Below are 20,807 nucleotides of genomic sequence, written 5' to 3'. Positions count from 1 at the left end.
GGCCGCCACCGGGGGCTTTAATCCGCGGCCGAACGTACGGAGTCGTACAAATGCAACTCCGCGAGGCGCTCGACGAGCTGCCCGAGACCGTGTTCGCCGACCTGCTGGAGCGGGAGGACGCGTATCTGCTCGTCATCGACCTGCCGGGGGCGACGGCCGACACCGTCGATGTCCAGCTCGAGGACGGGTGTCTCTCGATTTCGGCCCGCCGGGAGAAGTCGGTCCCGCGGTCCTTCGAGTACCTCACCGAGGAGCGGTCGCTGTTTCTCGACATCGAGGTGCCGCTCCCCCCGGATGCCACGGGCACTGACGCGGCCGGCGAAATCGAACGCGGCGTGCTCGAGCTGACGCTGCCGAAGGCCGACGGCGCCGACGAAACGACGATTCCGGTCGAGTAACCTCCACGTTCGATGAACACTGCATCGCCGCTCAGCCGACAGTATCGAACGGCACCGTCCAGCCGACGGCACGGGGGGGTCCGCTGATGCTCCGCGCCTACTGGCGGTTTGTCGTCGTCGCCTCGCAGTTTCTCCCGTTACTTTTCGCCTACGCCAGGGACAAAAAGCGGTTCCTGCTGTTCGGCGGGAGCCGTCAGCCGTCCGCCGAGACCAGACGCCGACGGGCACAGTCGCTGTTGGATTCGCTGGTCCGGCTGGGACCGACATTCATCAAGCTCGGTCAGTTGCTGTCCACGCGGCCCGACGTGCTTCCACCGGAGTATATCGAGGAGTTCGAGCGACTCCAAGACGACGTACCCCCGGCCGACTGGGAGCGGGCCAAAGCGGTACTCGAGTCCGATATCGGCCCCATCGAGGAGACGTTCGAGGAGTTCGACACGGAGCCGATAAGCGGCGCGAGCCTCGGACAGGTCTACACGGCCCGCGTTGACGGCCGCGATGTCGCGGTGAAGGTCCGTCGTCCCGACATCGAGTCGCTCGTCGAAGCCGACCTCCGCGTCATCCGGTGGTCGCTGCCCATCCTGATGCGGTTTGTCGACCAAGCGCGGTCGTTCTCGCTGGAGACACTCGCCGACGAGTTCGAGACGACCATCCGCGAGGAGATGGACTACAACCGCGAGCGCCGAATGCTCGAAGAGATCGGCGAAAACCTCGAAGCAAACGAGAACGTCCGGGTTCCGGACGCCCTGCCGGAGTATTCGAGCCAGCGGGTGTTAACCATGGAGTACGTCGGTGGAACGAAGATTTCGAAGCTGGATGACCTCGATTCGGCCGGCGTCGACCGGACCGAACTCGCACGGACGCTACAGCAGGTCTACCTGCAGATGATAGTCGACGACGGGGCGTTTCATGCCGACCCACACCCCGGAAACCTCGCGGTCAAAGACGACGGCACGCTCGTCTTCTATGACTTCGGGATGTCGGGACGGGTGGACCCGTTCATTCAGGAGAAAATCATCGACTTCTATATGGCGGTCGCCAGACAGGACACCGATGCGATTCTCGATACGCTCATCGAGATGGGGACGCTCAGCCCCGACGCCGACCGCGAGGTAATGGCGAACGTGATGGAACTGGCCATCGCCGACGCCCGCGGAGAGGATATCGAGCAGTACCGTATCCAGCAGATAATCCAGCAGGTCGAGGACACGATATACGAGTTCCCGCTACGATTGCCGCCGAACCTCGCGTTGGTGCTGCGAGTGGCGACGGTCGTTGAAGGTGTCTGTGTGACGCTCGACCCCGACTTCGATTTCATCGACGTGGCAACTGACTACCTCCGTGATGAGGGTTACATCGAAGAGAGCGCCCGCGGATACGTCGAAGACCGGGTCGGCGAGATACAGGACTTCGGAGAGTCGATGGTCCGTGTCCCACCGAAACTGGAGTCGGCGCTTGATGACCTCGACCGCGGTAACGTCAGCTTGCAGGTCAGCTTCGAAGACGACGAGTCAGCGTTCGACCGGCTGGCAAAGCGGCTCGTCTTCGGCGGGCTGCTGTCGGCACTTGTCATCGCAGCAGCCGTGCTGTACGCCTTCGCCGACCTCACGGCGGCGCTGATTGCACTCGGCGGCGCGGTGCCGGTCGCGTTTCTCCTGTGGCGGTCGTTCAGAGGGCGGCGCGGGCTCCGCGGCAAGCCACAGTTCACCCGGCAGAACCTCCGAAAGCGTCGCGGCGACGAGTGAATCACTCGGTTTCGACGATGTCAGTAACCGTCCCGACACCTTTCGAGCTCCCTTCGCGGAAGACAAACCGCTGGCCCTCCTCGACAGCGTAGGGCCGGAACTTGAACCGGACGGTCGTGGTGCCGGTGTCACCGGGGAGCAACTGGCCGCCGTCGGGATGAATCGAAGCCGTCTCGCTTACCGTCTCTAGATGGACGACCGGCTCGTAGCCGTCGTCGATGCGTGTCGGATGGTTGAGCACCATCACCTCGGCTTCGAACGCCCGGACCGGCTCGGGGTCGGCGTCCCGCGGCAGCAACACCATCCCCCGTTCGAGGTCGGCTTCGTTGATACCTTTGAGTGCGATGCCGACGATGCGGCCCGCGGAGGCCGATTCAACGCGATGATAATGCATCTCGATGGAGCGGGCCTCGACCTCACGGAATGACCCGTCCGCCAGCGGCCCAACAAGCAGTTCGTCGCCGGCTTCGACGGAACCGGAGCGTATCGTCCCCGACGCGACCGCGCCGACGCCGGTGACATTGTAGGTTCGGTCGACGTACATCGAAAACGACCCGTCCTCCGCGCCGGTCTTGGGAAGGCGCTCGAAAAGCTCATCGAGCACCGAAAGCCCATCAGTCGCCACCGCACTCGTTGTTACGACGGGAACGACCTGCTCGTCGATTTCGTCCAGCGCCGCCTCGACGCCGTGGCGGTCGACCGAAAGCGGCGTCCGGTCGGCATCCCGGAGCATCCGCCCGATTTCGCGTTCGACCTCGCGGAGCCGCTCGTCATCAACGAGGTCGGATTTGGTGATAGCGACGACGGTCGGCAGCTCAGTCGCCAGCAGGATGCCGAGGTGCTCGCGGGTCGTCTTCGTCGGCCCGTCGTCGGCGGCGACCGCGAGCAGGCCGTAATCGAGTTTCTGCCCGACGAGACCGCGAATCGTCGTCCGGAGCCACGGTTCGTGGCCGACGGTGTCGACAAAGGAAACGAGCCGGTCGGCCTCCTCGACGACGCGGGCGCGGTCGGACTTCCGATGGGGGTTGTCCATCCTGACGGGGCCGTCATCGTCGAAGCCGTAAACGGCATACGACAGATCCGCCGACAGCCCCCGCTCGACTTCGTGGGGACGGACATCGAGGAAGCCGCGGGTGCCGCCTTCGCCGTCGTCTGCGTTGCCGGTCACGAGCGAGCCAACAAGCGTCGATTTACCGTGGTCGACGTGTCCGGCAGTGCCGACGACGATGTGGTCATCATCAACGTTCAGGACGGACCCCTCGGAAAGCGTCGCGACGCCAACCAGCCGGCCGCCGTCGACGCCCCACGTCTCGACGTCATCAATGTGGGCACCGGCCTCATCGGCCAGAAGGGAAAGGACATCCATCGACTCGGAGAAGGCCTCCGGCGAAATGCCGGCAACGCCACCGTCGTCCGTGACGCCGACGACGTAGGTCGCCTCGCCGTCGCCGGAGAGCACGCGGTGTCGGAGCTGTGCCACGAGCGATTCGCGCCGCCCATCAGCGAGATGGACGCCACGAGTGAGCCGCTCTTTGAACTCGACGCTACCGCCCTCCCGTTCGCCCTGTTCGAGAGCGCTGCGAAGGGCGGCCCGGTCGGCGCTCATACGGGTGGGGGTAACAACCACACCAGTAAAAGCCTTCCCCGCGAAACCGGCAGAACGGGCCGTCTGTTGAGGCTGTGGCCGCTCAGCGGTTGTCGCGGGCGCGGTCGAGCGCTTCGAGGAAGCCGTCGGCGAAGGAGGCGTCAGTCACGGCGTCGGCCGCCCCGCGAGCGTGCGCGTCGGCGTTGGCAACGGCGAATCCGGTGCCGGCGAGTTCGAGCAGTTCGGCGTCGTTTTCGGAGTCACCGATGGCGATGAACGACGACGGCACAACGCCGAGCAGTTCGGCGACAGTCTCCAGCCCGGTTGCCTTGTCGACACCGGCGTCCTTGACGTGGTAGGCGTAGCCGGTGTCGACGACATCCATCCCGTGGTCGTCGGCGATGGCCACAAGCGGTTCGAGCGGCTGGTCGCGGTCGACGGCCAGTTCGGTTTCCCGCCACCGATTGACCATGTCGACAGCGCCCCAGCCGAGGTCGTAGCCGGCGGCAACGTACTCCTCGGCGACTGCTGCTGCGCCCTCAGGGTCGCCGTTGTAGACGACCTCACCCGCCGGCTCGACGTAGACAGCGCCGCCGTTTTCCGCGATAACGTTCAGCGGCATGCCGAGAAACTCACAGAGTCCGACGGGATAGGGAAACGACTTGCCGGTTGCGATGACGACGTGGTCGTCCCACGCGCGGATAGCGTCGAACACTCGGGGGTCGATTGATTTGTCGGGGCGGGTCAGCGTCCCGTCGATATCGACGGCAAGCGGCGCAACCATACCCGTACGTGAGGGTCGGCGCAGGTATCAAGCCCCCGTTCTCGGTAGGGCTGCCGATATCGGTTCCCCGCGCCGTCGTTCGAGCCCAAAGCAAGCGGTGGGCCGAGCACGGCGGCAACGCGGCCGTCGTCGTCGAGTCGCTGGGGGCGGAGTGGCAAAGTCCCGCCGTTGAGCGCGACGTGACGGGCGTGTTCTGTCGGCTCGACGGCGAACCGTAGCGACCTAGCCCCCTATCGAAGGTTTATCGGGCCACGGTACCAAGCGCCGGCTGTGAGCGTCGCTGGCCTCTGTGAAATCTGCGAGTCGGCCACGGTCGAAGACCGGTGTGACCGCTGTGCTCGGCTGGTCTGTGCGGACCACTACGACCGCGACAGCGGGCTGTGTACGGACTGCCGCGCCGAGTACGGCGACCGGCCGCCGACACGCCGCGGCTCCGAGGACTACCCCGACGGCGTCGACGAATACCGCTTCTAGCGGTGCTTGTTGAGCCGCTGCTTGAGTCGCTTTGCCGCCGCACCGACGGCGCGGAAGTACTCGTCTTCGTCGGCCGCACCCTCGCCAGCGAAGATGATGCCCCGGGAGGAGTTGACTAGTCCGACCCCGTCTGCGAGGCCGTGGTCGACCGCCGCCGCCGCGTCGCCGCCCTGCGCACCGACGCCGGGGACGAGGAAGGGAAGGTCAACGAGGTCACGGACCGACTCCAGCTCTTCGGGGGCCGTCGCGCCGACGACGAGCCCGACGTTTTCGTGCTCGTTCCACTCCTGACAGCGCTGTGCGACGTACTCATACAGGCGCTTGTCGTTGCCGACGGTGAGGTTCTGGAAGTCCGCGCCGCCGCTGTTGGAGGTCCGACAGAGGATGAAGACGCCCTTGTCAGCCCGAGAGAGGTACGGCTCCAGCGTATCTCGCCCCATGTAGGGGTTGGCGGTGATAGCGTCGGCTCCGAGCCCGTCATCGTCGAGCAGCGTGGCGTATTGGCGGGCCGTGTTGCCGATGTCGCCGCGCTTGGCGTCAAGGAGAACGGGGACGCCCTTGCCGTGAGCGTAGGCGATGGTCTCTTCGAGCGCGCGCCACCCGTCGGAGTCCTCGTAGAAGGCAGCGTTGGGCTTGTAGCAGGCGGCGTGTTCGTGGGTCGCGTCGATGACCCGCCGATTGAACGCCCAGCGGGGAAGGTCGGCGTCCAGAAACTCCGGGAGCCGGTCGGGGTCGGGGTCGAGGCCGACCGAGACGACGCTGTCCCGGTCGTCGATGCGGTCCGCAAGCGTCTCGAAGAAGCTCATGACTTTCGTCTGTCGGCCGCCGGACAAAAACGCCCCCGTTTCGGGCCGAGCCGCCGATAGAGCAAAGTGGTGTGCGTTTGAATGGCATGCTATGTCGAAAGCAACGTTCGAGGTGTACGAAGACAACGCGGGACAGTGGCGCTGGCGACTGGTTCACGACAACGGCAACATCATCGCAGACAGCGGCGAGGGCTACGCCAGCCGGCAGAAATGCGAGCAGGGCATCGAGAGCGTCAAGGAGAACGCCCCCGGAGCAGACATCCTCAAGGGCGAGTAGCCGGGCAGGCCTACAAGACGTCGGCAGCCGCCCGCCTGACGACCCGGAGCGCCCCCTTCACCTCAGCCCCGTTCTCTACAAAAACGAGCGTTCGGGGTGGCTCGACCGCTTTGGGACGGACTCGGAGGGCTTCTTTGTCGGCTGTCGCAGCGGCTGCCTCAGTTGCGGCAACGAATTCAACGCGGGCGCGGTCCGGCTGGACGTACACGTCCGCCAATACCTCGTCGGCGGCGGCGATACGGAAGGCGAGTGCGCCGTCCGCCGTCGGCTCGACCTCCTCGGCGGCATCGGTGACCGAGAGCGCACCGAGTGCGCCGCGGTCGTGGCCGTGGACCTCCGAGGAAAGTAGCTCCGCAATCCGCTCGCCGCGGCCGATTTCGTTGTGGACCATTATAGCTCCGCCCGCGCGGTCGCGGCGTAGTCATCGACATCTAGCCCGTGCTCGTGTGCGTACAGCACTGCCGCTGCCTCGATTGTGACGCCCAGTTCCGATTGGAGTTGGTTGATGCCGGCGACAGCGTCCTGTTTTTCGGTACCGCTCTCGACGAGTTCATCGAGCACCCGCTCGAAGGTCGACCGCTCCTGCAACAGCGATTCGTCGGGCGCGAAATCCTCAGGAACAGTCGTCGACGCGGGGTCAAACGACGCGACGAGGTCGCCGTCGGCGCGTTCGAGCAGCCCCTCGCTGGCGGCCACGTCGACGAGTCGCTTCGCTTGGTCCGGCGAAAACCAATCGCGGTCCAGCGACAGGGCGACAACGAAGGCGCTTTCGCCCATCTTCCGGGCCCCCTCCTCGCGGAACGGGGCGGCGACGGCGGTCCGAAGGCTCATAGTCGGGAGATGCGCCCTGCGGGGCAAATACCCGTCGGTCCCACCGGCTACGTGTCGCCGAACAACACGTCGACGTTTGCTTCGCCCCATGTGAACGCCGCGTCAGTCCGGCTGTCGAAGGAGAGATACGAGCCGACCGCGGCGATTGCCTTATCGGAGAGCGCCCGCGAAGAGGGCCGACCATCAGTCGTCGGCTCGGCGGTTCCCTCGTGTGGGGTCGGCGTCGACACCTCGTGGGACCGGGCTGGTGACCCGGATGCGGGGGGAACCCACTCCTCGAAGATAGCCGTCTCTCCAGCCCGGTAGCGGAGCCGTGCGCCGTTCGAAAACCGAAGCACAGCGGCGGGGTCGTCGTCGGCATAGGCCCGCGGGCGGACTGCTTCGAGGTCGGGCAATACGTCCTGGCCATCGGAGCCATTGACCATATAAAACCGAAGGGCGGGACAGCGGTATCTTCACCCCCACAGTACTGTGGGGGTACAAACACGGGCAACAGCGGCGACGGTGGGCGCAAGCACAAAGGTGCGGGCGTCCGACGTACGTTGTATGCCAGCGAGCACCATAGAAACGTTCGAGCGGGCGGTCGGCCGAACAGCCGACGGTTGCCACCGGACGGACACCGAAACGTTCGAGGAGACGCTTTCGGAGGTAGTTGAGACGCCGGCAGTCGGGACACCACTCTCGTTCGAGGGTGTTTCCTTCGGTGAGGTGGCTATCGAGATGGACCCGAGCCCAGCGGCGCTGACGGCCGCCGAGACCGGCGTGACACCGGCTGGCCTCGGCATCGCCGACTACGGGACCGTCACTATCGATGGACGGGCGGCCGGCGACGAGCTGGTGAGTCTCTACCCGCCGAGGCACGTCGTCGTAGTCGACGAGTCGGACATCGTGCCGGACATGGCGGCGGCGTTCGAGCGGTTCGAGCAGACGATAGGCGGCGACGGGCCGGACAGCTGCGTGCTGGCAACGGGGCCGAGCGCGACGGCCGATATGGGAACGCTCGTCGAGGGTGTCCACGGACCAACCGAGGTCCACGTCGTGGTGGTCGAGCGATGAGCCGGCGTGACCGCGCCGAGCGCATTCGCCAAGTGATGGCCGAAGACGGCGACGCTATCGGCGAGAACACCCGGACGGTCAATCAGCTATCCGGCTACGCCATCGACCAATTTGACGACTACGAACAGCTCCGCGAGCAGGCCCGACAAATCAAAGCAGAGGCCATCGAGACACTGCCGGAGCGCATCGAGGAGGTGAGGGCGGCCGTCGAGGCAAACGGCGGCGAGGTCTACGTCGCCGACGACGCCGCAGACGCCAACGACTACATCGAGACCGTTCTCGAAATGCGTGACGCCGACCGTATCGTCAAGAGCAAATCGATGACGACTGAGGAGCTATCGCTCAACGAGCGACTTGCGGCCGGCGGCTTCGAAGTGACTGAAACCGACCTCGGGGAGTTCGTCATCCAAGTGGCCGACGAGTCACCGTCCCATCTCATCGGCCCCGCAATGCACCGGTCGGCCGACGACATCGCGGCGCTGTTCAACGACCGGCTTGACCCCGCAGAGCCGCTTGCGGGTGACCCCCACGAGCTGACGGCGTTCGCGCGGGATGTCGTCGGCGAGCACATTCGCGCCGCCGATGCCGGCATCACGGGCGCGAACTTCGTCGTCTCGGAGACGGGGACACTTTGTTTGGTTACGAACGAGGGCAACGCCCGGAAAACGGCCGTCACGCCGCCGACGCACGTGGCCGTCGCCGGCGTCGAGAAGCTGGTGCCGTCGGTATCAGACCTCCAACCGTTCGTCGAGCTCATCGCCAGAACGGGAACTGGCCAAGACATCACCTCGTATCTCTCGCTTGTGACGCCGCCGGTTGAGACGCCAGCAGTCGACTTCGAGACTGACGAGTACGTTCCCGCCGACGACCGGACGTTCCATCTGGTCTTGCTCGACAACGGTCGGCTGGAGATGCGGAACGACGAACAGCTCCGGGAGACGCTCTACTGCATCCGATGTGGGGCCTGCTCGAACAGCTGTGCGAACTTCCAGTCGGTCGGCGGCCACGCCTTCGGGGGTGAGACCTACACCGGTGGCATCGGTACCGGCTGGGAAGCAGGGGTCTACGGCCTCGATTCGGCGGCGGAGATGAACGACCTCTGTACCGGCTGTTCGCGGTGTGTCGAGAAATGCCCGGTGAAAATCGACATCCCGTGGATAAACACGGTCGTCCGCGACCGGCTAAACCGAGGGGCCGAACCGGAGACGTTCGACCCGCTGGTGGCCGGGCTGACGCCCGATTCGGAGCCGGCCGGGCTTGACATCCAAAAGCGGCTGTTCGGCAACGTCGAGCGCTTGGCTGCGGTTGGGTCGCTCGCGCCGGGGCTGGCGAACACGCTGGCGGATACACAGCCGGTTCGGCGGCTCCTCGAACGGGTCGCCGGCATCGACCAGCGGCGGGACCTCCCGACGCTGGCCGACGAGACGCTCGTCGAGTGGGCGGCAGACCGGCCGACCGACGATGACGCCGACCGCAAAGCGGTCGTCTATCCCGACATGTACACAAACTACTTCGAGCCGGAGCGCGGACAACAGGCAGTCCGTCTGCTCGAAGCACTCGGCGTGGCCGTCTCCGTTCCATCCGTCCCGGAGAGCGGCCGCGCGCCGCTGTCACAGGGGATGGTTTCGACGGCCGACAGCGCCGCCAGCGATGTCTACGCGGCGCTGGCAGAACACATCGATGCGGGACGCGACATCGTCGTCATCGAGCCGAGCGATATCGCAATGTTCCACAACGAGTATGGGCGGTTGCTCCCGGACCGTGCGGCCGAGCGGCTCGCCGGCAGCAGTTACGAGCTGTTCGAATATCTCTATGAACTCACGGACGGCGGAGCCGAACTCGGGGCGCTCGAAGCCGCGACCGACGGCTCGGTTGTCTACCATAGCCACTGCCAACAGCGGACGCTCGGGCTGGCGGCACAGACCGAAGCGTTGCTGGAGGCGGTCGGATACGACGTCTCAACGACTGATGTCGAGTGCTGCGGGATGGCCGGCAGCTTCGGCTACAAACAGGAGTACTACGAGCTCAGCATGGATGTCGGCGAGCGGCTCCGAGAGAGCCGCCCCGAGGGCGACCACCTCGTCGCCAGCGGGACTTCCTGCTGTGAGCAGCTCTCAGCACTGGAAGGCGAACGGCCGCCACACCCTGTGACGTTGCTGTCGACCGACAGCTAGGCCTCGTCGACGGCGTCGGCTGCCTGTCCGGCTGCCAGTTCGTTGAGGTGGGCAACCATATCGTCGATGTCGTCGCGCTGCTCTTCTGTGAGGCTGGTAATCGATTCGATCTGTGTCTCGATTTCGTCGGCTCGGTTGTTGAGCTCCTCTGTTGTCGAGGTGATTTCTTCGACGGATGCGGCCTGGTCGTCGTTGACTTCGGCGACTTCTGTGATACCGTCAGCGGCCTCCTGTGCGGCGGAGACGATGTCATCGAGCGAGTCGAGCATCGCCTCGATTTCCTCGCTTGCACCTCTGACGCGCTCGTTTGTCTCCTCGGTTCGGTCAACCGTTTCGCTGGTCTGTTCTTGAATCTCGACGATGCGGTCCGATATCTCCTCGGCGTTGTCCTTTGTCTCCTCGGCAAGCGCCTTGACCTCCTCGGCGACGACCTCGAAGCCGTCGCCGCCCTCGTCTGCGCGTGCGGCCTCGATAGAGGCATTCAGCGCGAGAATGTTCGTCTCGTCGGCGATGTCGGCGATGACCTCGATGACCTCGTCGACGGCGTCCATCCGCGATTCGAGCCGCTCGACGGTCTCGACGAGGTCGTCGATGGTGTCGACGACAGCGTCCATCTCTGCGCGTGCGCTCTCGCCGGCGTCGGCACCCTCGACGGCTGCCTCCTCGGCACGGTTGGCGGCGGTCGCGACCTGGTCGGAACTGGCGGCGACCTCCTCCATCGTCGCACTGAGGTTCTGCATCTCGTCGTTTATCGAGCGTAGCGAGTCGTTTTGTTCGATGATTTCCTCGTTCGCTTCGACGGCGCTGTCGGCGATGCGGTTGGCCGCCACCGAGAGCGACTCGATTTCGTCGACAAGCCCGCTGACCATCGTCTGTGTTGTCTCGGCGATGGCATTGACTGCGCCGGCTAGTTCAAGCACCTCGTCGTCGAGAATCTCGTGGTCGTCTGTGTACTCAACTCTCGCCGAGAGGTCGCCGTCTTCGAGCGACTCAGCGGTTCCTTTCGAGCGAGCCACCAAGTCGGCCATCGCTTCGCGGCGACGGATGACCTCGGTGTTGTCCTGCAGGAGCTGAACGACCCCCTGTAGCGACCCCGATTGGAAGATAGGAGTCGCCACGGAGTGGACGTGCAGAGTCTCGCCGTCGGCGTTTTCCAGTTCCTGTTCGACCTCGTAGGCCCGCTGGTCGCGGCCGCTCCGCTCGGCGCCGAACGTCTCGTCGGCGTTGTCCGGGTCGTTGATGACCGCGTCAGCGAGCGTTTCGGTCCGGTCGTCGCGAAACAGCTCGCTGGTGTCGTCGGTACCGAGCACCGCCTCACGCTCGATGCCGGTTAGCACCTCCATCTCGCGGTTCCAGCCCGCAACCCGATGGTTCGTGTCGACGATGAACGCCGGCTGCGGCAGCGTGTCCAAAAGCGCTGTCGCCGCGATATCGAGGTCTTCGTCGGCGGACTGCCGACCGCCGAGGGTCGTCTCGTCGCCGTTCTGTTCGTCGATAGGGACGTCGATATCGTCGGTCGGTGTATCGGTGCCGTCGTCCGTCGTCTCCGTTCCACCAGTGGTTCCGAGAGTCGAGAAGAAGAGGTCACGTAAGCCAGTCATGGTTAGTTTCGTGCCACCTGACGGGAGAGCGTCGAGCGTCCCACAGGATTGGCCTACCGAACACTACTCAGAGACGGCCAAAATACTCCGGTAGCGTATCGGGCAGCCGAAGCGAGGAAATTTTTAAATCGTTGGGACCTTCGGCCGGGGTCGAAGACAGCTTTTTGTCGCCCGCTCGTGAGTGTTCCTGCATGGATGTCGATACGGTTCTGGTGCCGGTCGACGGCAGCGAGACGGCCATGGATGCCGTCGAGTACGCCGTCGAGATAGCCGACCGATACGGAGCGGGGGTTCACGCTTTATATCTCGTCGGCGAAAACGCCGCGGCGGAGATGGAGGCCGGCGCAGTCGACGCCACCGACATCGCGACCCGCGGCGAGCAAATCATGGCGAGCGTCCGTGCCATCGCCGGAACAGTGCCGGTCGACCACTCCTCAGCCTGTGGCTTCTCGACCTGTCGGCTCTCACAGCACCCGGGGAGCGTGATTCTCGATGTGGCGGAGATGTTGGCTGTCGATTTCGTCGTTGTGCCGCGACAGCCGGTCACCGGCGACGAGGAGGCGGTCATCGAAAAGGCCGCCGAGTACGTCATCGCCTACGCTTCCCAGCCGGTGCTGTCCGTTTAGCTGAATGCAGGCGGTAAGCCCCCTTCCTCAAGGAGCAACGCAGGCCGAAGGCCGAGTAGCGTTAACGAGACGCTCCGCGTCTCGTTCGCACATCAGAGCGCTTCGCGTTCTGAGGACGCAGTAGGAAGGGGATACACCGCCGTCATCGTTTTTCATACACTGTGATTGTTGCAGGCCCACAGGCCCACGTAACCCAAGCATATATTAATCACTAAACGTATAGTATGCATACGGTGAAACGGAAGACAATCACCATCCGAGAAGACCAAGAAGAATGGATTCAGGAGAACCATTTGAATCTCTCCTCGTTCGTCCAAGAACAACTGGATGAACTTATCGAACAACGCGACTCATAACCTATGAACTACAACTACAGGTATCGTCTCAAGCCGACAGAAAGTCAGTGTGAGACGCTGGACTACCACCGCGATACCTGTAGGCAACTCTACAACCACGCACTGTACCGCTTCAGCCAGATTCCTGAATCCGAAGGCACCGTCAAACAGCGTGTCCGCACGATTCGTGACGAGCTTCCCGACCTCAAAGACTGGTGGGACGCACTCACCGACATTTACTCAAAAGTGCTTCAGCCTACCGTCATGCGGATTGCCAAGAATATCAAAGCACTCGGACAACTCAAAGAGCAGGGCTACAAGGTTGGAGAGCTTCGATGGAAGTCCCCACGCGAGTTTCGCAGTTTCACCTACAACCAGTCTGGCTTCGAACTCGACAAGAAGGGTGGTCAGACCGTGTTGTCGCTGTCGAAACTCGCAGATATCCCCATCGAACTTCACCGACCACTGCCTGACGACGCCACTGTCAAGCAAGTCACGCTCAAAAAAGAGAAGGCTGGCGAGTGGTTCGCCATTTTCGGCATGGAGATGGACGCAGAACCGCCAGCCAAGCCGCCGCTAGAGGATATTAACATTGATGAGATGGTCGGGATTGACGTGGGCATTCTGAAGTATGCTCACGATACAGACGGCACAGCGGTCGAATCACTCGACCTCTCGGAAGAACGCGACAGGCTTGAACGAGAGCAGCGGAAGCTCTCGCGTAAAGAGCATGGGTCGAACAACTGGGAGAACCAGCGACGGAGAGTGGCTGAGTGTCACCTGCAAATCAAGCGCAAGCAGCGTGATTTCCTGCACAAACTCTCGAACTACTACGCTCGGGAGTATGAACTGGTGGCCGTCGAAGACCTCGACGTGAAAGACATGCTGGAGTCGCCGCGTAACAGCCGTAACACGGCGTCGGCAGCGTGGAACACCTTCACCGATATGCTTGAAGCGAAGTGTGAGCGCGAAGGCACGCACTTCGTGGAAGTTGAACCCGAAGGAACCACCAAAGAGTGTGCTCAGTGTGGCGTCGAAACCGAGAAACCGCTGTGGGTCCGTGAACACTCTTGTCCTGCCTGTGGCTTCGAGGCGGACAGAGACGCAAACGCAGCGTGGAACATTCTTTTTCGCGGCCTCACCGATCTAGGAGTGGGTCACTCCGAAGGCACGCCTGTGGAGACTGCGCTCCCTACGGACACCCATTCGGTGTCTGCAAAGCGCGTCGTGGAAGCAGGAAGCCCCACCCTCAGCGAGCGCGTCAGCGCGAGCAGGGTGGGGTAGTTCACTCGTCGACGAGTCGGGCGGCCATCTCGATTTCGAAGCCGCCGTCGCCGGTCGACTCGAAGCCGACCTTCCGGTAGAGTGCGGTCGCAGGCGTGTTCCAGCGCTCGACTGTCAGCCAGACCCGCTCAACGCCTTCCTCACGGCCGGCACCGAGCAGCGCTTGGATGAGTTCGGTTCCGATGCCGGACCCCTGATACTCGTGGAGGACGAAAATCGCCAGTTCGTAGGCTCCGTGCCGGTCGGGAATGAGCATCGCGTGGCCGATGGGTTCGTCGTCGTGCCATGCGATAACGTTGATGCCGGGGTTGTCATCGTCACCGAGCAGCTGTTCGAGCCAGTTTCGGATGGCGCTTTCGTTGGCTGGCGGGATACCCTGTGCGCGGTCCTCCGGGTCGAACGCCCGATACATATCGATGAGGCGTTCGAATTCGTCGTCGTATCGCCGAACCTCGATGCGGCGCTCGTCGCGGTCCTCGGTCTCGCGCGGCGGGGCCTCGTATGGCCCGGCGATTTCGGTCGGATACTCTCGTGTCATCGTATGAGTGTCACCGTAGTTCGTGCGTTTAGCAGAACGAACTCGGCAATGGAGCCGAGCTGTACCTTCCCGAGCGGGCTCGTCTCGCCGCCGCCCAACGCGATGCGGTCAAAGTCCTCCCGCTCTGCCAACTCGAGGAGTTGGCTTCCCGGGTGACCGGAGACCATCCGCACCTCCGCGTCGAAGCCGGACTCGTCGAGCACCGACTTCACTCGGTCCCGAATCGATTCAGGCGACCGGTCGGAGTCGGGGTTTTCGACGATTGCGATTGTCAGTTCGTCGCCCGCCTCCCGCGCCCGGTCGACGGCCTTTTCGAGGGCCAGAAGGGAGTCGTCGCTTCCACCGATGCCGAGCAGCACTTTCATACCGGACCCTTACGCCGCGAGAGCAAAAGCCTCCCGCCTGCGGTCGCGCCCCCGACACGCTTTTTCCGGCGGCCCCCGCTATCAGATAGTATGGACGACGACGCCCGGACGGCACCCGACGACGATGCCCTCGGAGCCGACGCCGAAGCGCCGACTGAGGACGGGCCCGACGGAGAGCAGTCTGACAGCGCCGGCACCGAGGCCGACCCCGCTGAGGATGTCCCTAAGGACGTACAGGAGTACACCCGCTTTTCGAAAATTGACGGAGCGACCTACGACCGCGCAAACGAGTTCCTCAGAGACCGAACGTATATTACCGCCAGGGAGTGGGCGATAGCCCGCCTCTGTGCGGATTTCCGGACTGAAACGGGTGTCGAAATGACAAAAATTGGTGAGAACCTCCCGGAGCTGGTTCCCTTCATGACCGACACGTACAGTCCACAGGCCGTCAATCAGGCCCGTTCGTCGTTCGACGAGAAGGTCCGAAAGGCCGGCGCGACGTTCCTGTACGGAGCGATGTGTGATTTCTACACCGCAGAGGAACTCGACGAACTGATGTATGAGGTGACAGAGATCGCCAAGTTCCTGCTAGAGGTCGAGGGGGTCGAACTCACTGTCGACGAAGAACTCGCCGCCGAAGACCGGATTTCGAGCGTGATGCGGGAAGTCAGGGAGTCGTCAGCCGCGCTGCGCCACGACGAACTGCAGTGTCCGAACTGCGGCCACGAGATGGAAACGCAGGACGACTAGGCGCGGACGTTCTGCCCGTGGCCGACGGCGTCAGCAAACTCGCCGTCACGGTACACAACCGTCCCACGAACCATCGTTAGCTCCGGGAAGACGCCGTCCCGGCCTTCGAAGGGCGTCCACTCGCACTTCGAGTTGAGGTTGTCGCCGCGAATCGGCTCGGCGTCGTCCGGGTCGACTACCACGAGGTCGGCGTCGTTGCCAGCCTCGATTCGGCCCTTGTCGGGGAGGTCGAAGATGTCGGCGACGTTCGCCGCGGTGACGTCACGGAGACGTTCGTAGCTAATCCGCCCCTTGCGGGCTTCGTCCAGCAGAAGCGGGAGCACGGTCTCGACGCCGGGGACACCACTCGGAGCGTCCCAGATGCTGGCGTCCTTCTCGGCGCGCGTGTGAGGTGCGTGGTCGGTCGCAACGATGTCGATGTCGCCGTCGACGAGCCGCTCGAACATCGCTTCGCGCCGCGTTTCGCTCCGCAGCGGCGGGTTCATCCGACCGAACGTCCCCAACTCCTCGAGGTCGTCGCGGGACAAAAAGAGATGGTGCGGAGTCACCTCGCAGGTCATGCCGGCCTCGCGGGCGATGTCGGCACCCTCGGGCGTTGACGTGTGGGCGATGTGAATGTCGGCGCCGTGTTCATCGGCGGTCTCACACGCCCGCTCGATGGCGTCGATTTCGGCCGCGGCCGTCCGGTAGGCGCTCCACGCGTCGGCGTTGTCACGCTCGGTAGCCGACTCATCGAAGCGGGTCGCGTCCTCGGCATGGACGGTCACGAGGACGCCGGCATCGGTCGCGTGGTCGAGTGCCTCGGCAAAGCGCTCGCGGCCGATGCCCATATCACCGGTGGAGTCGGCGAGGAACACCTCACCGAGCGCGGCGATCGGCTCCTCCAGCAGCTCCGTCGGCGACCAGTTCTCAGTGACGCCGCCGTTGATGCCGTAGTCGACAAGCGAGGCAGTCGCAAGCGAGGCCTTCTCCGCGTATCCGTCGGCGTCAATCGTCGGCGGGTCGGTGTTCGGCTGGTCGAAGACCGCCGTTACACCGCCGGCAGCGGCGCTTTTTGAGCCAGTCTCCCACGTTTCCTTGTGGGAGTAGCCGGGCTGTCGGAAGTGAACGTGGGCATCTATCATCCCCGGCAGGAGACGCTTGCCTTCGGCGTCGACCACTTCGCCGTCGGCTTCGAGGCCGGTCCCGACCTCGGCAATCGTCTCGCCGTCGACTCGAACGTCCCGGACCCGCCCGTCGGCGAGCGTCGCGTTGCTGAACAGCATTACTCCAGTTCCTCGGGGCGGGGCCGTAAGCCTCACGGAGACCGGTCGAGTAACTCTTGGGCGCTGCGGTATTTGGCCGGGCGCTCATCGACAAACGATGCTTCGATGGCATCGGCGACCTGCCCGGCGCTCGCTGGGCCGCCGGCTGCTTCGACGCTACCGACCGTTGTGGGGTCGAACGGCGTCCCGAGCGCGCGGTACACCGGTTCGAGAACGTCGGCGACCGCCGCGCTTGCACGGTCGGTGCCGACGACGTAGCCGCCGACGAGGGCGGTTTCTTCTTTGACCCGCTGTGCGAGGCCGGCGACCTTACCGTCGGCGCGCAACGAGTGCGTCCCCGGGCAGAACGTCGCCGACGGTTCGCCGCGACGGACGGCAGCACCGACAGATGCAAGCGCCGCAAGCAGCCGCTCTGTCGCGGTCCGGTACCGGTCTTCGATACCGCCACGGCCGGTAGCTGTCGAGACTGCGTAGGCGAACGCGACCGTTCCGGGGGCGTAAGCGACCGCGGTGCCGCCAGCACGGCGCTGAATCGGTGTGTAACCGCGTTCGCGGGCGGCCAACCGAGCGTGTTCGTAACCGTCAGCGGCGCTGTCGCGGCGTCCGAAGGCGACGTGCTTCGGGGGCTGCCAGACGCGAAGCGCTGGCACGCCGGTTGACGCCACCGACTCGGCGAGCCGCTGAACGACCTGCCTGTCGGCATCGGCCGAGTCGAGAGCCCCTCGAACGACGTGCATACCTCGTCTACGGACGATGAGAATAAAACGACACGGCACGACCGGACGGTATGGTCACGCTGCCGGCAGCCGCGCTGGACCCCTACGAGCGGTTCTCCCGTTACAACTCGCCGTATCCCGCCCACGACGACGGCTGCGCTGTCGACCTGTATCCGGCACGAAAGACGGCGTACGCACCGGTTTCCGGCGAGGTGCGCTCAATCCGGACGGTGCAATGTCCGGAAAAGCCCTACGGGACGTCCGTCGACCATCTCGTCTGTGTCGACTGTGGTGACCACATAGCGCGGCTGCTACACGTCGACCCTGCCGTCGAGGTCGGCGAGCATATTGAGGTCGGCGACCGCATCGGAACGCTGATTCGGTCGGGCTTTTTTGCGCGTTGGGTTGACCACCATCTCCACGTCGGCTTCCGCGACCACGGGCAGAACATCGAGCGGGCGAGCGGGTCGCTGCCGTTGACGGTCGACGTACCGGTCGAGGGTGTCGGCTGGAGCGGGTACGGCACCGTCATCGAAGCCGGGCAAACGTACGTCGTGTTGGACGCGCCGGGGGGCAACGAAGAGGGCTTCGTCGCACTCACCGCCGATGACGGAACGCCGCTCGATGGGGGGCTGCCCCACTACGACAGAGGCGGGGCCTTCGGAGCATTCCCGAAAACAGTGTCGCTCCTCGGCACCGAAGTCGGCCACGAGGACGGCCGCGGCATCACGTGGTGCGATGTCGAAATCCGGGCGAGTGGACGGGCTGCGACGGGGCTGTCGCTCTTTGCCTCGCGTGGGTCGGTGAGCGTTAAGCTGGTCTTCGGGTCCGGCCACGACGTTGCGGTCGGCGACGAGTTGACTATCGCTATCGAACCATCGGAGGGCTAACAGCCGGCGTCGTCGCTCCCGCGGCAGGCCGCCGGGCTACCGCCGTGTTCGCCGCGGGCAGTCAGCTACGTCACGGTGGCGGTTGGCCGCCCGCTGGTATTTAAACTCTATCCGGTCAGGCTTCGAGGTAGTCGTCCTGTACGTCAAGGACATCGGTAGAGTCGGTACAGTCCGCGTACCGCCGGAGCGGCTCGTCGTTCAGTTCGAGGAACGTATGGCCCCAGCGAAACTTGCTGAGAACAGTCTCGGCATGGTCGCGGTGGCCGAGGATGCAAAGCGCACCGGCGAAGGCCTCAACGGTTGTCAGCTGAAACGGCGTTCCGTAATTAACAGGGTTCGCGGCAACGAGAAACGGCAGCGAGCGGTGCGGGCCGTCGAGGCGGAACGCCTCAGCCTCGGCGGTCTCCCACGAGCAATCGAGAGCGATGAGCCGGTCCGTTGCCGCCCCGCCGTCGGCGTCGGTAGGCGAAAGCGCCCGGTCGGCGTGCGGGTCAAGGACGATACCCGCCGGTGTCGCCCGCGGCGAGCGATGGAGGTCGGCAAGGTCGAACCGAGCTAGTTTCCGGGCTGAACACTTGTCGGGGTCGTCGTCACCCTCGTACCGGACGTGTAGCTCCACAGGCAGGATTGCCAGCGAGCGCACAAAAGTGGCTCGGGGAGACGGTATATGTACCGGGAGGCCGACAGTACCGGCATGGAGCGTCCTGAGGCGGTTCGAGCGTATTACCGGGCTATCGACGAGGACGACTACGAGGCGCTTTCGGACCTGCTCGCTGGCGGGTTCGTCCACCGACGGCCGGATACGGTTATCGAGGGCCGGGAAGAGTTCGTCGCGTTCATGCGCGGTGGCCGCCCGGAACGCGACACGAGCCACGAGCTATCGGCCGTCTACGGGGACAGCGGCCGTATCGCGGCTGAAGGAACGCTCTACCGGAGCGACGGCACTGCGTGGTTCGGCTTCGTCGACACGTTCGGGTTCGTTGCGTCCGGTATCAGCGAAATCAGGACCTACACCGACGCACACCCAGATTGAGCTACCCACCGCTAAAGCGGTGGGATTCAGCGTGGACTCCCGTTCTGGCCGATTCCTCGGCAGGAGAATAGCCTCCGTTCACGTTCAGCGTCCCGCTGTTCAAGCGCACGCCCAAGGGTGCGCCTCCGTCGCCCCCAGTTTGGTTCCGACGGAGATACCGTAACCCGATGTTCTTCGCAGCGTTGTAGTCGGCGTGATTCTCGTACCCGCACTTTAGGCACTCGAAGTCCTCGTCGTCACGGTTGTCGGGATGGGTGAACCCACAGTGTGAGCAACGCCGACTCGTGTTCTCAGGGTCAACTTGCTCCACAGAGATGCCGTATTCTTCAGCCTTGTACTCAACGTAGTCGTAGAGTCGGTTGAACGCCCACTTGTGGCCCCACGACGCACCAGTCCGCTCACGAATGTCGGTTAAATCCTCGAACGCAATCACTGAACACTCGTTCTCACGAGCTTCAGAGACGAGTTCGTTGCTGATGCGATGGAGCATCTGTTTGAACCGCCCTTCTTCTTTCCGTCCGACTGACTGGATGTTCTCGTGCGCCCAGCGCGTTCCGCACTGTTGGAGCGAGCCACGACGCTTTTCGTACTCACGCCGCCAGTGGTCGAACTCGTCGCCCGTCCAGAACGTGCCCGTCGAGGCGACGGCGAGGTTGTTCACGCCGAGGTCAACCCCGAGAACCGTTCCGTTCTCGGTGGTTGGCTGTTCCGACGTGTCGGACTCCACCTCCTTCTTGCAGTGGACGTGAAGCACCCAGTCGCCGTCGTGGGAGTGTAGTTCCGCACCCGTGGTTTCGTACTCGTCCGAAAACAGGTACTCCGAGTGCGGCGTGTCACTATCCTCGTCGGGCAGTACGTAGTCGGCTTCGATGCGTCCGTCCGTGGTGGCGAGGCTCACGTAGTCGTCGTGGAATGTGGCGGTGCGGTGGTCGTAGACGACGTGTGGGCTGGTGAACGTCGGTTTCGACGCTTTCTTATCGTTCTTCCAGCGTGCGACGACGCTTTTGCAGGCTTCAGCGGCCTTGTTCCGAGCGGCTTGCACCAGTCCACCGTTGAACTCGTCTGTCTTCTCGCGCACGTCGTCGTAGGTTTCGTCATCTAGCGTGGTCTTGCTGGTGGTGACGTACTCGCCTTCGAAAGCGTGGTCAACGACGTACTGTGCCGACCAGAGGAACGTGTCTACGGTGTCTTCGAGGAGTGCGGCGTCGTCGCTGTCCACGTCGAGTGAAACGGGGACAGTACGCCGCACCTCCATATCTTATATGTAGAACGGG

General features: G+C 64.0%; 26 protein-coding genes. 13 read left to right on the top strand and 13 right to left on the bottom strand.

Features of this window, described 5'->3' with window-relative positions; all coding sequences use genetic code 11:
* The first annotated feature begins 50 nt into the window (after window positions 1-50).
* Window positions 51-398: an Hsp20/alpha crystallin family protein gene (locus NP_RS04340; protein WP_011322596.1), complete on the top strand. Its 348-nt coding sequence runs from the start codon at window positions 51-53 to the stop codon at window positions 396-398.
* An 83-nt stretch (window positions 399-481) separates the two neighbouring features.
* Window positions 482-2,143 (top strand): ABC1 kinase family protein, encoded by a 1,662-nt coding sequence (locus tag NP_RS04335; protein ID WP_049939476.1) that lies wholly within the window; start codon window positions 482-484, stop codon window positions 2,141-2,143.
* A gap of 1 nt (window position 2,144) precedes the next feature.
* Here NP_RS04335 and NP_RS04330 read toward each other — a convergent pair whose 3' ends face one another.
* Together NP_RS04330 and NP_RS04325 are read right to left on the bottom strand one after the other, a co-directional pair.
* The gene (locus NP_RS04330) at window positions 2,145-3,749 is read right to left on the bottom strand and encodes a GTPBP1 family GTP-binding protein (protein ID WP_011322594.1); all 1,605 of its coding nucleotides are present in this window, start codon (window positions 3,747-3,749) and stop codon (window positions 2,145-2,147) included.
* An 82-nt stretch (window positions 3,750-3,831) separates the two neighbouring features.
* Window positions 3,832-4,512: a phosphoglycolate phosphatase gene (locus NP_RS04325; RefSeq protein WP_011322593.1), complete on the bottom strand. Its 681-nt coding sequence runs from the start codon at window positions 4,510-4,512 to the stop codon at window positions 3,832-3,834.
* Window positions 4,513-4,520: 8 nt separating this feature from the next.
* On the opposite strand from NP_RS04325, the gene NP_RS04320 reads away from it, so the two are divergent.
* Window positions 4,521-4,730 carry a hypothetical protein gene (locus tag NP_RS04320; protein WP_049939475.1) on the top strand — a complete coding sequence of 70 codons (210 nt, stop codon included), beginning with the start codon at window positions 4,521-4,523 and terminating at the stop codon, window positions 4,728-4,730.
* A 52-nt stretch (window positions 4,731-4,782) separates the two neighbouring features.
* Window positions 4,783-4,986, top strand: a complete 204-nt coding sequence (locus NP_RS04315; protein WP_011322592.1) for a hypothetical protein — start codon at window positions 4,783-4,785, stop codon at window positions 4,984-4,986.
* Here the strand turns inward: NP_RS04315 and pyrF are convergent.
* Window positions 4,983-5,792, bottom strand: a complete 810-nt coding sequence (pyrF, locus tag NP_RS04310; RefSeq protein WP_011322591.1) for an orotidine-5'-phosphate decarboxylase — start codon at window positions 5,790-5,792, stop codon at window positions 4,983-4,985. The two genes, NP_RS04315 and pyrF, sit on opposite strands and share 4 nt — an antisense overlap.
* 91 nt (window positions 5,793-5,883) lie before the next feature.
* Here pyrF and NP_RS04305 point away from each other — a divergent pair, with 91 nt between their 5' ends.
* Window positions 5,884-6,069, top strand: a complete 186-nt coding sequence (locus tag NP_RS04305) for an HVO_2922 family protein (protein WP_011322590.1) — start codon at window positions 5,884-5,886, stop codon at window positions 6,067-6,069.
* A gap of 10 nt (window positions 6,070-6,079) precedes the next feature.
* Here NP_RS04305 and NP_RS04300 read toward each other — a convergent pair whose 3' ends face one another.
* The 3 genes from NP_RS04300 to NP_RS04290 are packed head-to-tail and all read right to left on the bottom strand — an operon-like array spanning window position 6,080 to window position 7,325.
* On the bottom strand, window positions 6,080-6,460 hold the full coding sequence (locus NP_RS04300; protein WP_011322589.1) for a hypothetical protein: 381 nt from the start codon (window positions 6,458-6,460) through the stop codon (window positions 6,080-6,082).
* Entirely contained in the window at window positions 6,460-6,900 is a 441-nt protein-coding gene (locus tag NP_RS04295) for a DUF2240 family protein (RefSeq protein WP_011322588.1), read from the bottom strand. Before NP_RS04295 ends, NP_RS04300 begins: the two co-directional genes overlap by 1 nt.
* A 47-nt stretch (window positions 6,901-6,947) precedes the next feature.
* A complete protein-coding gene (locus NP_RS04290) occupies window positions 6,948-7,325 on the bottom strand; it encodes a hypothetical protein (protein ID WP_011322587.1) in 378 nt (125 codons plus the stop codon).
* Between the two features lie 121 nt (window positions 7,326-7,446).
* Between NP_RS04290 and NP_RS04285 the strand changes: the two genes are divergently transcribed.
* Together NP_RS04285 and NP_RS04280 are read left to right on the top strand one after the other, a co-directional pair.
* Window positions 7,447-7,956, top strand: a complete 510-nt coding sequence (locus tag NP_RS04285) for an LUD domain-containing protein (RefSeq protein WP_011322586.1) — start codon at window positions 7,447-7,449, stop codon at window positions 7,954-7,956.
* A complete protein-coding gene (locus NP_RS04280; protein WP_011322585.1) occupies window positions 7,953-10,130 on the top strand; it encodes an LUD domain-containing protein in 2,178 nt (725 codons plus the stop codon). Before NP_RS04285 ends, NP_RS04280 begins: the two co-directional genes overlap by 4 nt.
* Here the strand turns inward: NP_RS04280 and NP_RS04275 are convergent.
* The gene (locus tag NP_RS04275; RefSeq protein ID WP_011322584.1) at window positions 10,127-11,731 is read right to left on the bottom strand and encodes a methyl-accepting chemotaxis protein; all 1,605 of its coding nucleotides are present in this window, start codon (window positions 11,729-11,731) and stop codon (window positions 10,127-10,129) included. The two genes, NP_RS04280 and NP_RS04275, sit on opposite strands and share 4 nt — an antisense overlap.
* 191 nt (window positions 11,732-11,922) lie before the next feature.
* On the opposite strand from NP_RS04275, the gene NP_RS04270 reads away from it, so the two are divergent.
* The 3 genes from NP_RS04270 (at window position 11,923) to NP_RS04265 (ending at window position 13,976) form a co-directional block, all read left to right on the top strand.
* On the top strand, window positions 11,923-12,357 hold the full coding sequence (locus NP_RS04270; protein WP_011322583.1) for a universal stress protein: 435 nt from the start codon (window positions 11,923-11,925) through the stop codon (window positions 12,355-12,357).
* A gap of 233 nt (window positions 12,358-12,590) precedes the next feature.
* Entirely contained in the window at window positions 12,591-12,713 is a 123-nt protein-coding gene (locus tag NP_RS15075; RefSeq protein WP_269764018.1) for a hypothetical protein, read from the top strand.
* 3 nt (window positions 12,714-12,716) lie between these two features.
* Window positions 12,717-13,976 (top strand): RNA-guided endonuclease InsQ/TnpB family protein, encoded by a 1,260-nt coding sequence (locus NP_RS04265; protein WP_011322581.1) that lies wholly within the window; start codon window positions 12,717-12,719, stop codon window positions 13,974-13,976.
* A gap of 1 nt (window position 13,977) precedes the next feature.
* Here NP_RS04265 and NP_RS04260 read toward each other — a convergent pair whose 3' ends face one another.
* Window positions 13,978-14,514, bottom strand: a complete 537-nt coding sequence (locus NP_RS04260) for a GNAT family N-acetyltransferase (RefSeq protein WP_011322580.1) — start codon at window positions 14,512-14,514, stop codon at window positions 13,978-13,980.
* Window positions 14,511-14,879 carry a universal stress protein gene (locus NP_RS04255; protein ID WP_011322579.1) on the bottom strand — a complete coding sequence of 123 codons (369 nt, stop codon included), beginning with the start codon at window positions 14,877-14,879 and terminating at the stop codon, window positions 14,511-14,513. Before NP_RS04255 ends, NP_RS04260 begins: the two co-directional genes overlap by 4 nt.
* Before the next feature lie 90 nt (window positions 14,880-14,969).
* Here NP_RS04255 and NP_RS04250 point away from each other — a divergent pair, with 90 nt between their 5' ends.
* Window positions 14,970-15,629, top strand: coding sequence for a DUF5806 family protein (locus tag NP_RS04250; RefSeq protein ID WP_011322578.1), 660 nt, complete (start codon window positions 14,970-14,972; stop codon window positions 15,627-15,629).
* On the opposite strand, the gene NP_RS04245 is transcribed toward NP_RS04250, so the two are convergent.
* A complete protein-coding gene (locus tag NP_RS04245; protein WP_011322577.1) occupies window positions 15,626-16,894 on the bottom strand; it encodes a dihydroorotase in 1,269 nt (422 codons plus the stop codon). The two genes, NP_RS04250 and NP_RS04245, sit on opposite strands and share 4 nt — an antisense overlap.
* A gap of 32 nt (window positions 16,895-16,926) precedes the next feature.
* Window positions 16,927-17,631 carry a lipoate--protein ligase family protein gene (locus NP_RS04240; protein WP_011322576.1) on the bottom strand — a complete coding sequence of 235 codons (705 nt, stop codon included), beginning with the start codon at window positions 17,629-17,631 and terminating at the stop codon, window positions 16,927-16,929.
* Window positions 17,632-17,681: 50 nt separating this feature from the next.
* On the opposite strand from NP_RS04240, the gene NP_RS04235 reads away from it, so the two are divergent.
* Window positions 17,682-18,500 carry a peptidoglycan DD-metalloendopeptidase family protein gene (locus NP_RS04235; RefSeq protein ID WP_011322575.1) on the top strand — a complete coding sequence of 273 codons (819 nt, stop codon included), beginning with the start codon at window positions 17,682-17,684 and terminating at the stop codon, window positions 18,498-18,500.
* Between the two features lie 115 nt (window positions 18,501-18,615).
* Here NP_RS04235 and NP_RS04230 read toward each other — a convergent pair whose 3' ends face one another.
* Entirely contained in the window at window positions 18,616-19,119 is a 504-nt protein-coding gene (locus NP_RS04230; RefSeq protein ID WP_011322574.1) for a DUF367 family protein, read from the bottom strand.
* 75 nt (window positions 19,120-19,194) lie between these two features.
* Here NP_RS04230 and NP_RS04225 point away from each other — a divergent pair, with 75 nt between their 5' ends.
* Window positions 19,195-19,533, top strand: a complete 339-nt coding sequence (locus NP_RS04225) for a nuclear transport factor 2 family protein (protein WP_011322573.1) — start codon at window positions 19,195-19,197, stop codon at window positions 19,531-19,533.
* Window position 19,534: 1 nt separating this feature from the next.
* Here NP_RS04225 and NP_RS04220 read toward each other — a convergent pair whose 3' ends face one another.
* Window positions 19,535-20,788 carry an RNA-guided endonuclease InsQ/TnpB family protein gene (locus NP_RS04220; protein ID WP_011322572.1) on the bottom strand — a complete coding sequence of 418 codons (1,254 nt, stop codon included), beginning with the start codon at window positions 20,786-20,788 and terminating at the stop codon, window positions 19,535-19,537.
* Between the last annotated feature and the right edge of the window lie 19 nt (window positions 20,789-20,807).

The sequence above is a fragment of the Natronomonas pharaonis DSM 2160 genome, assembly GCF_000026045.1.
In the GTDB taxonomy this organism is placed as follows: domain Archaea; phylum Halobacteriota; class Halobacteria; order Halobacteriales; family Haloarculaceae; genus Natronomonas; species Natronomonas pharaonis.
The sequence above is the reverse complement of the archived record's forward strand: the minus strand, read 5'-3'. Positions and strand labels throughout refer to the sequence as shown.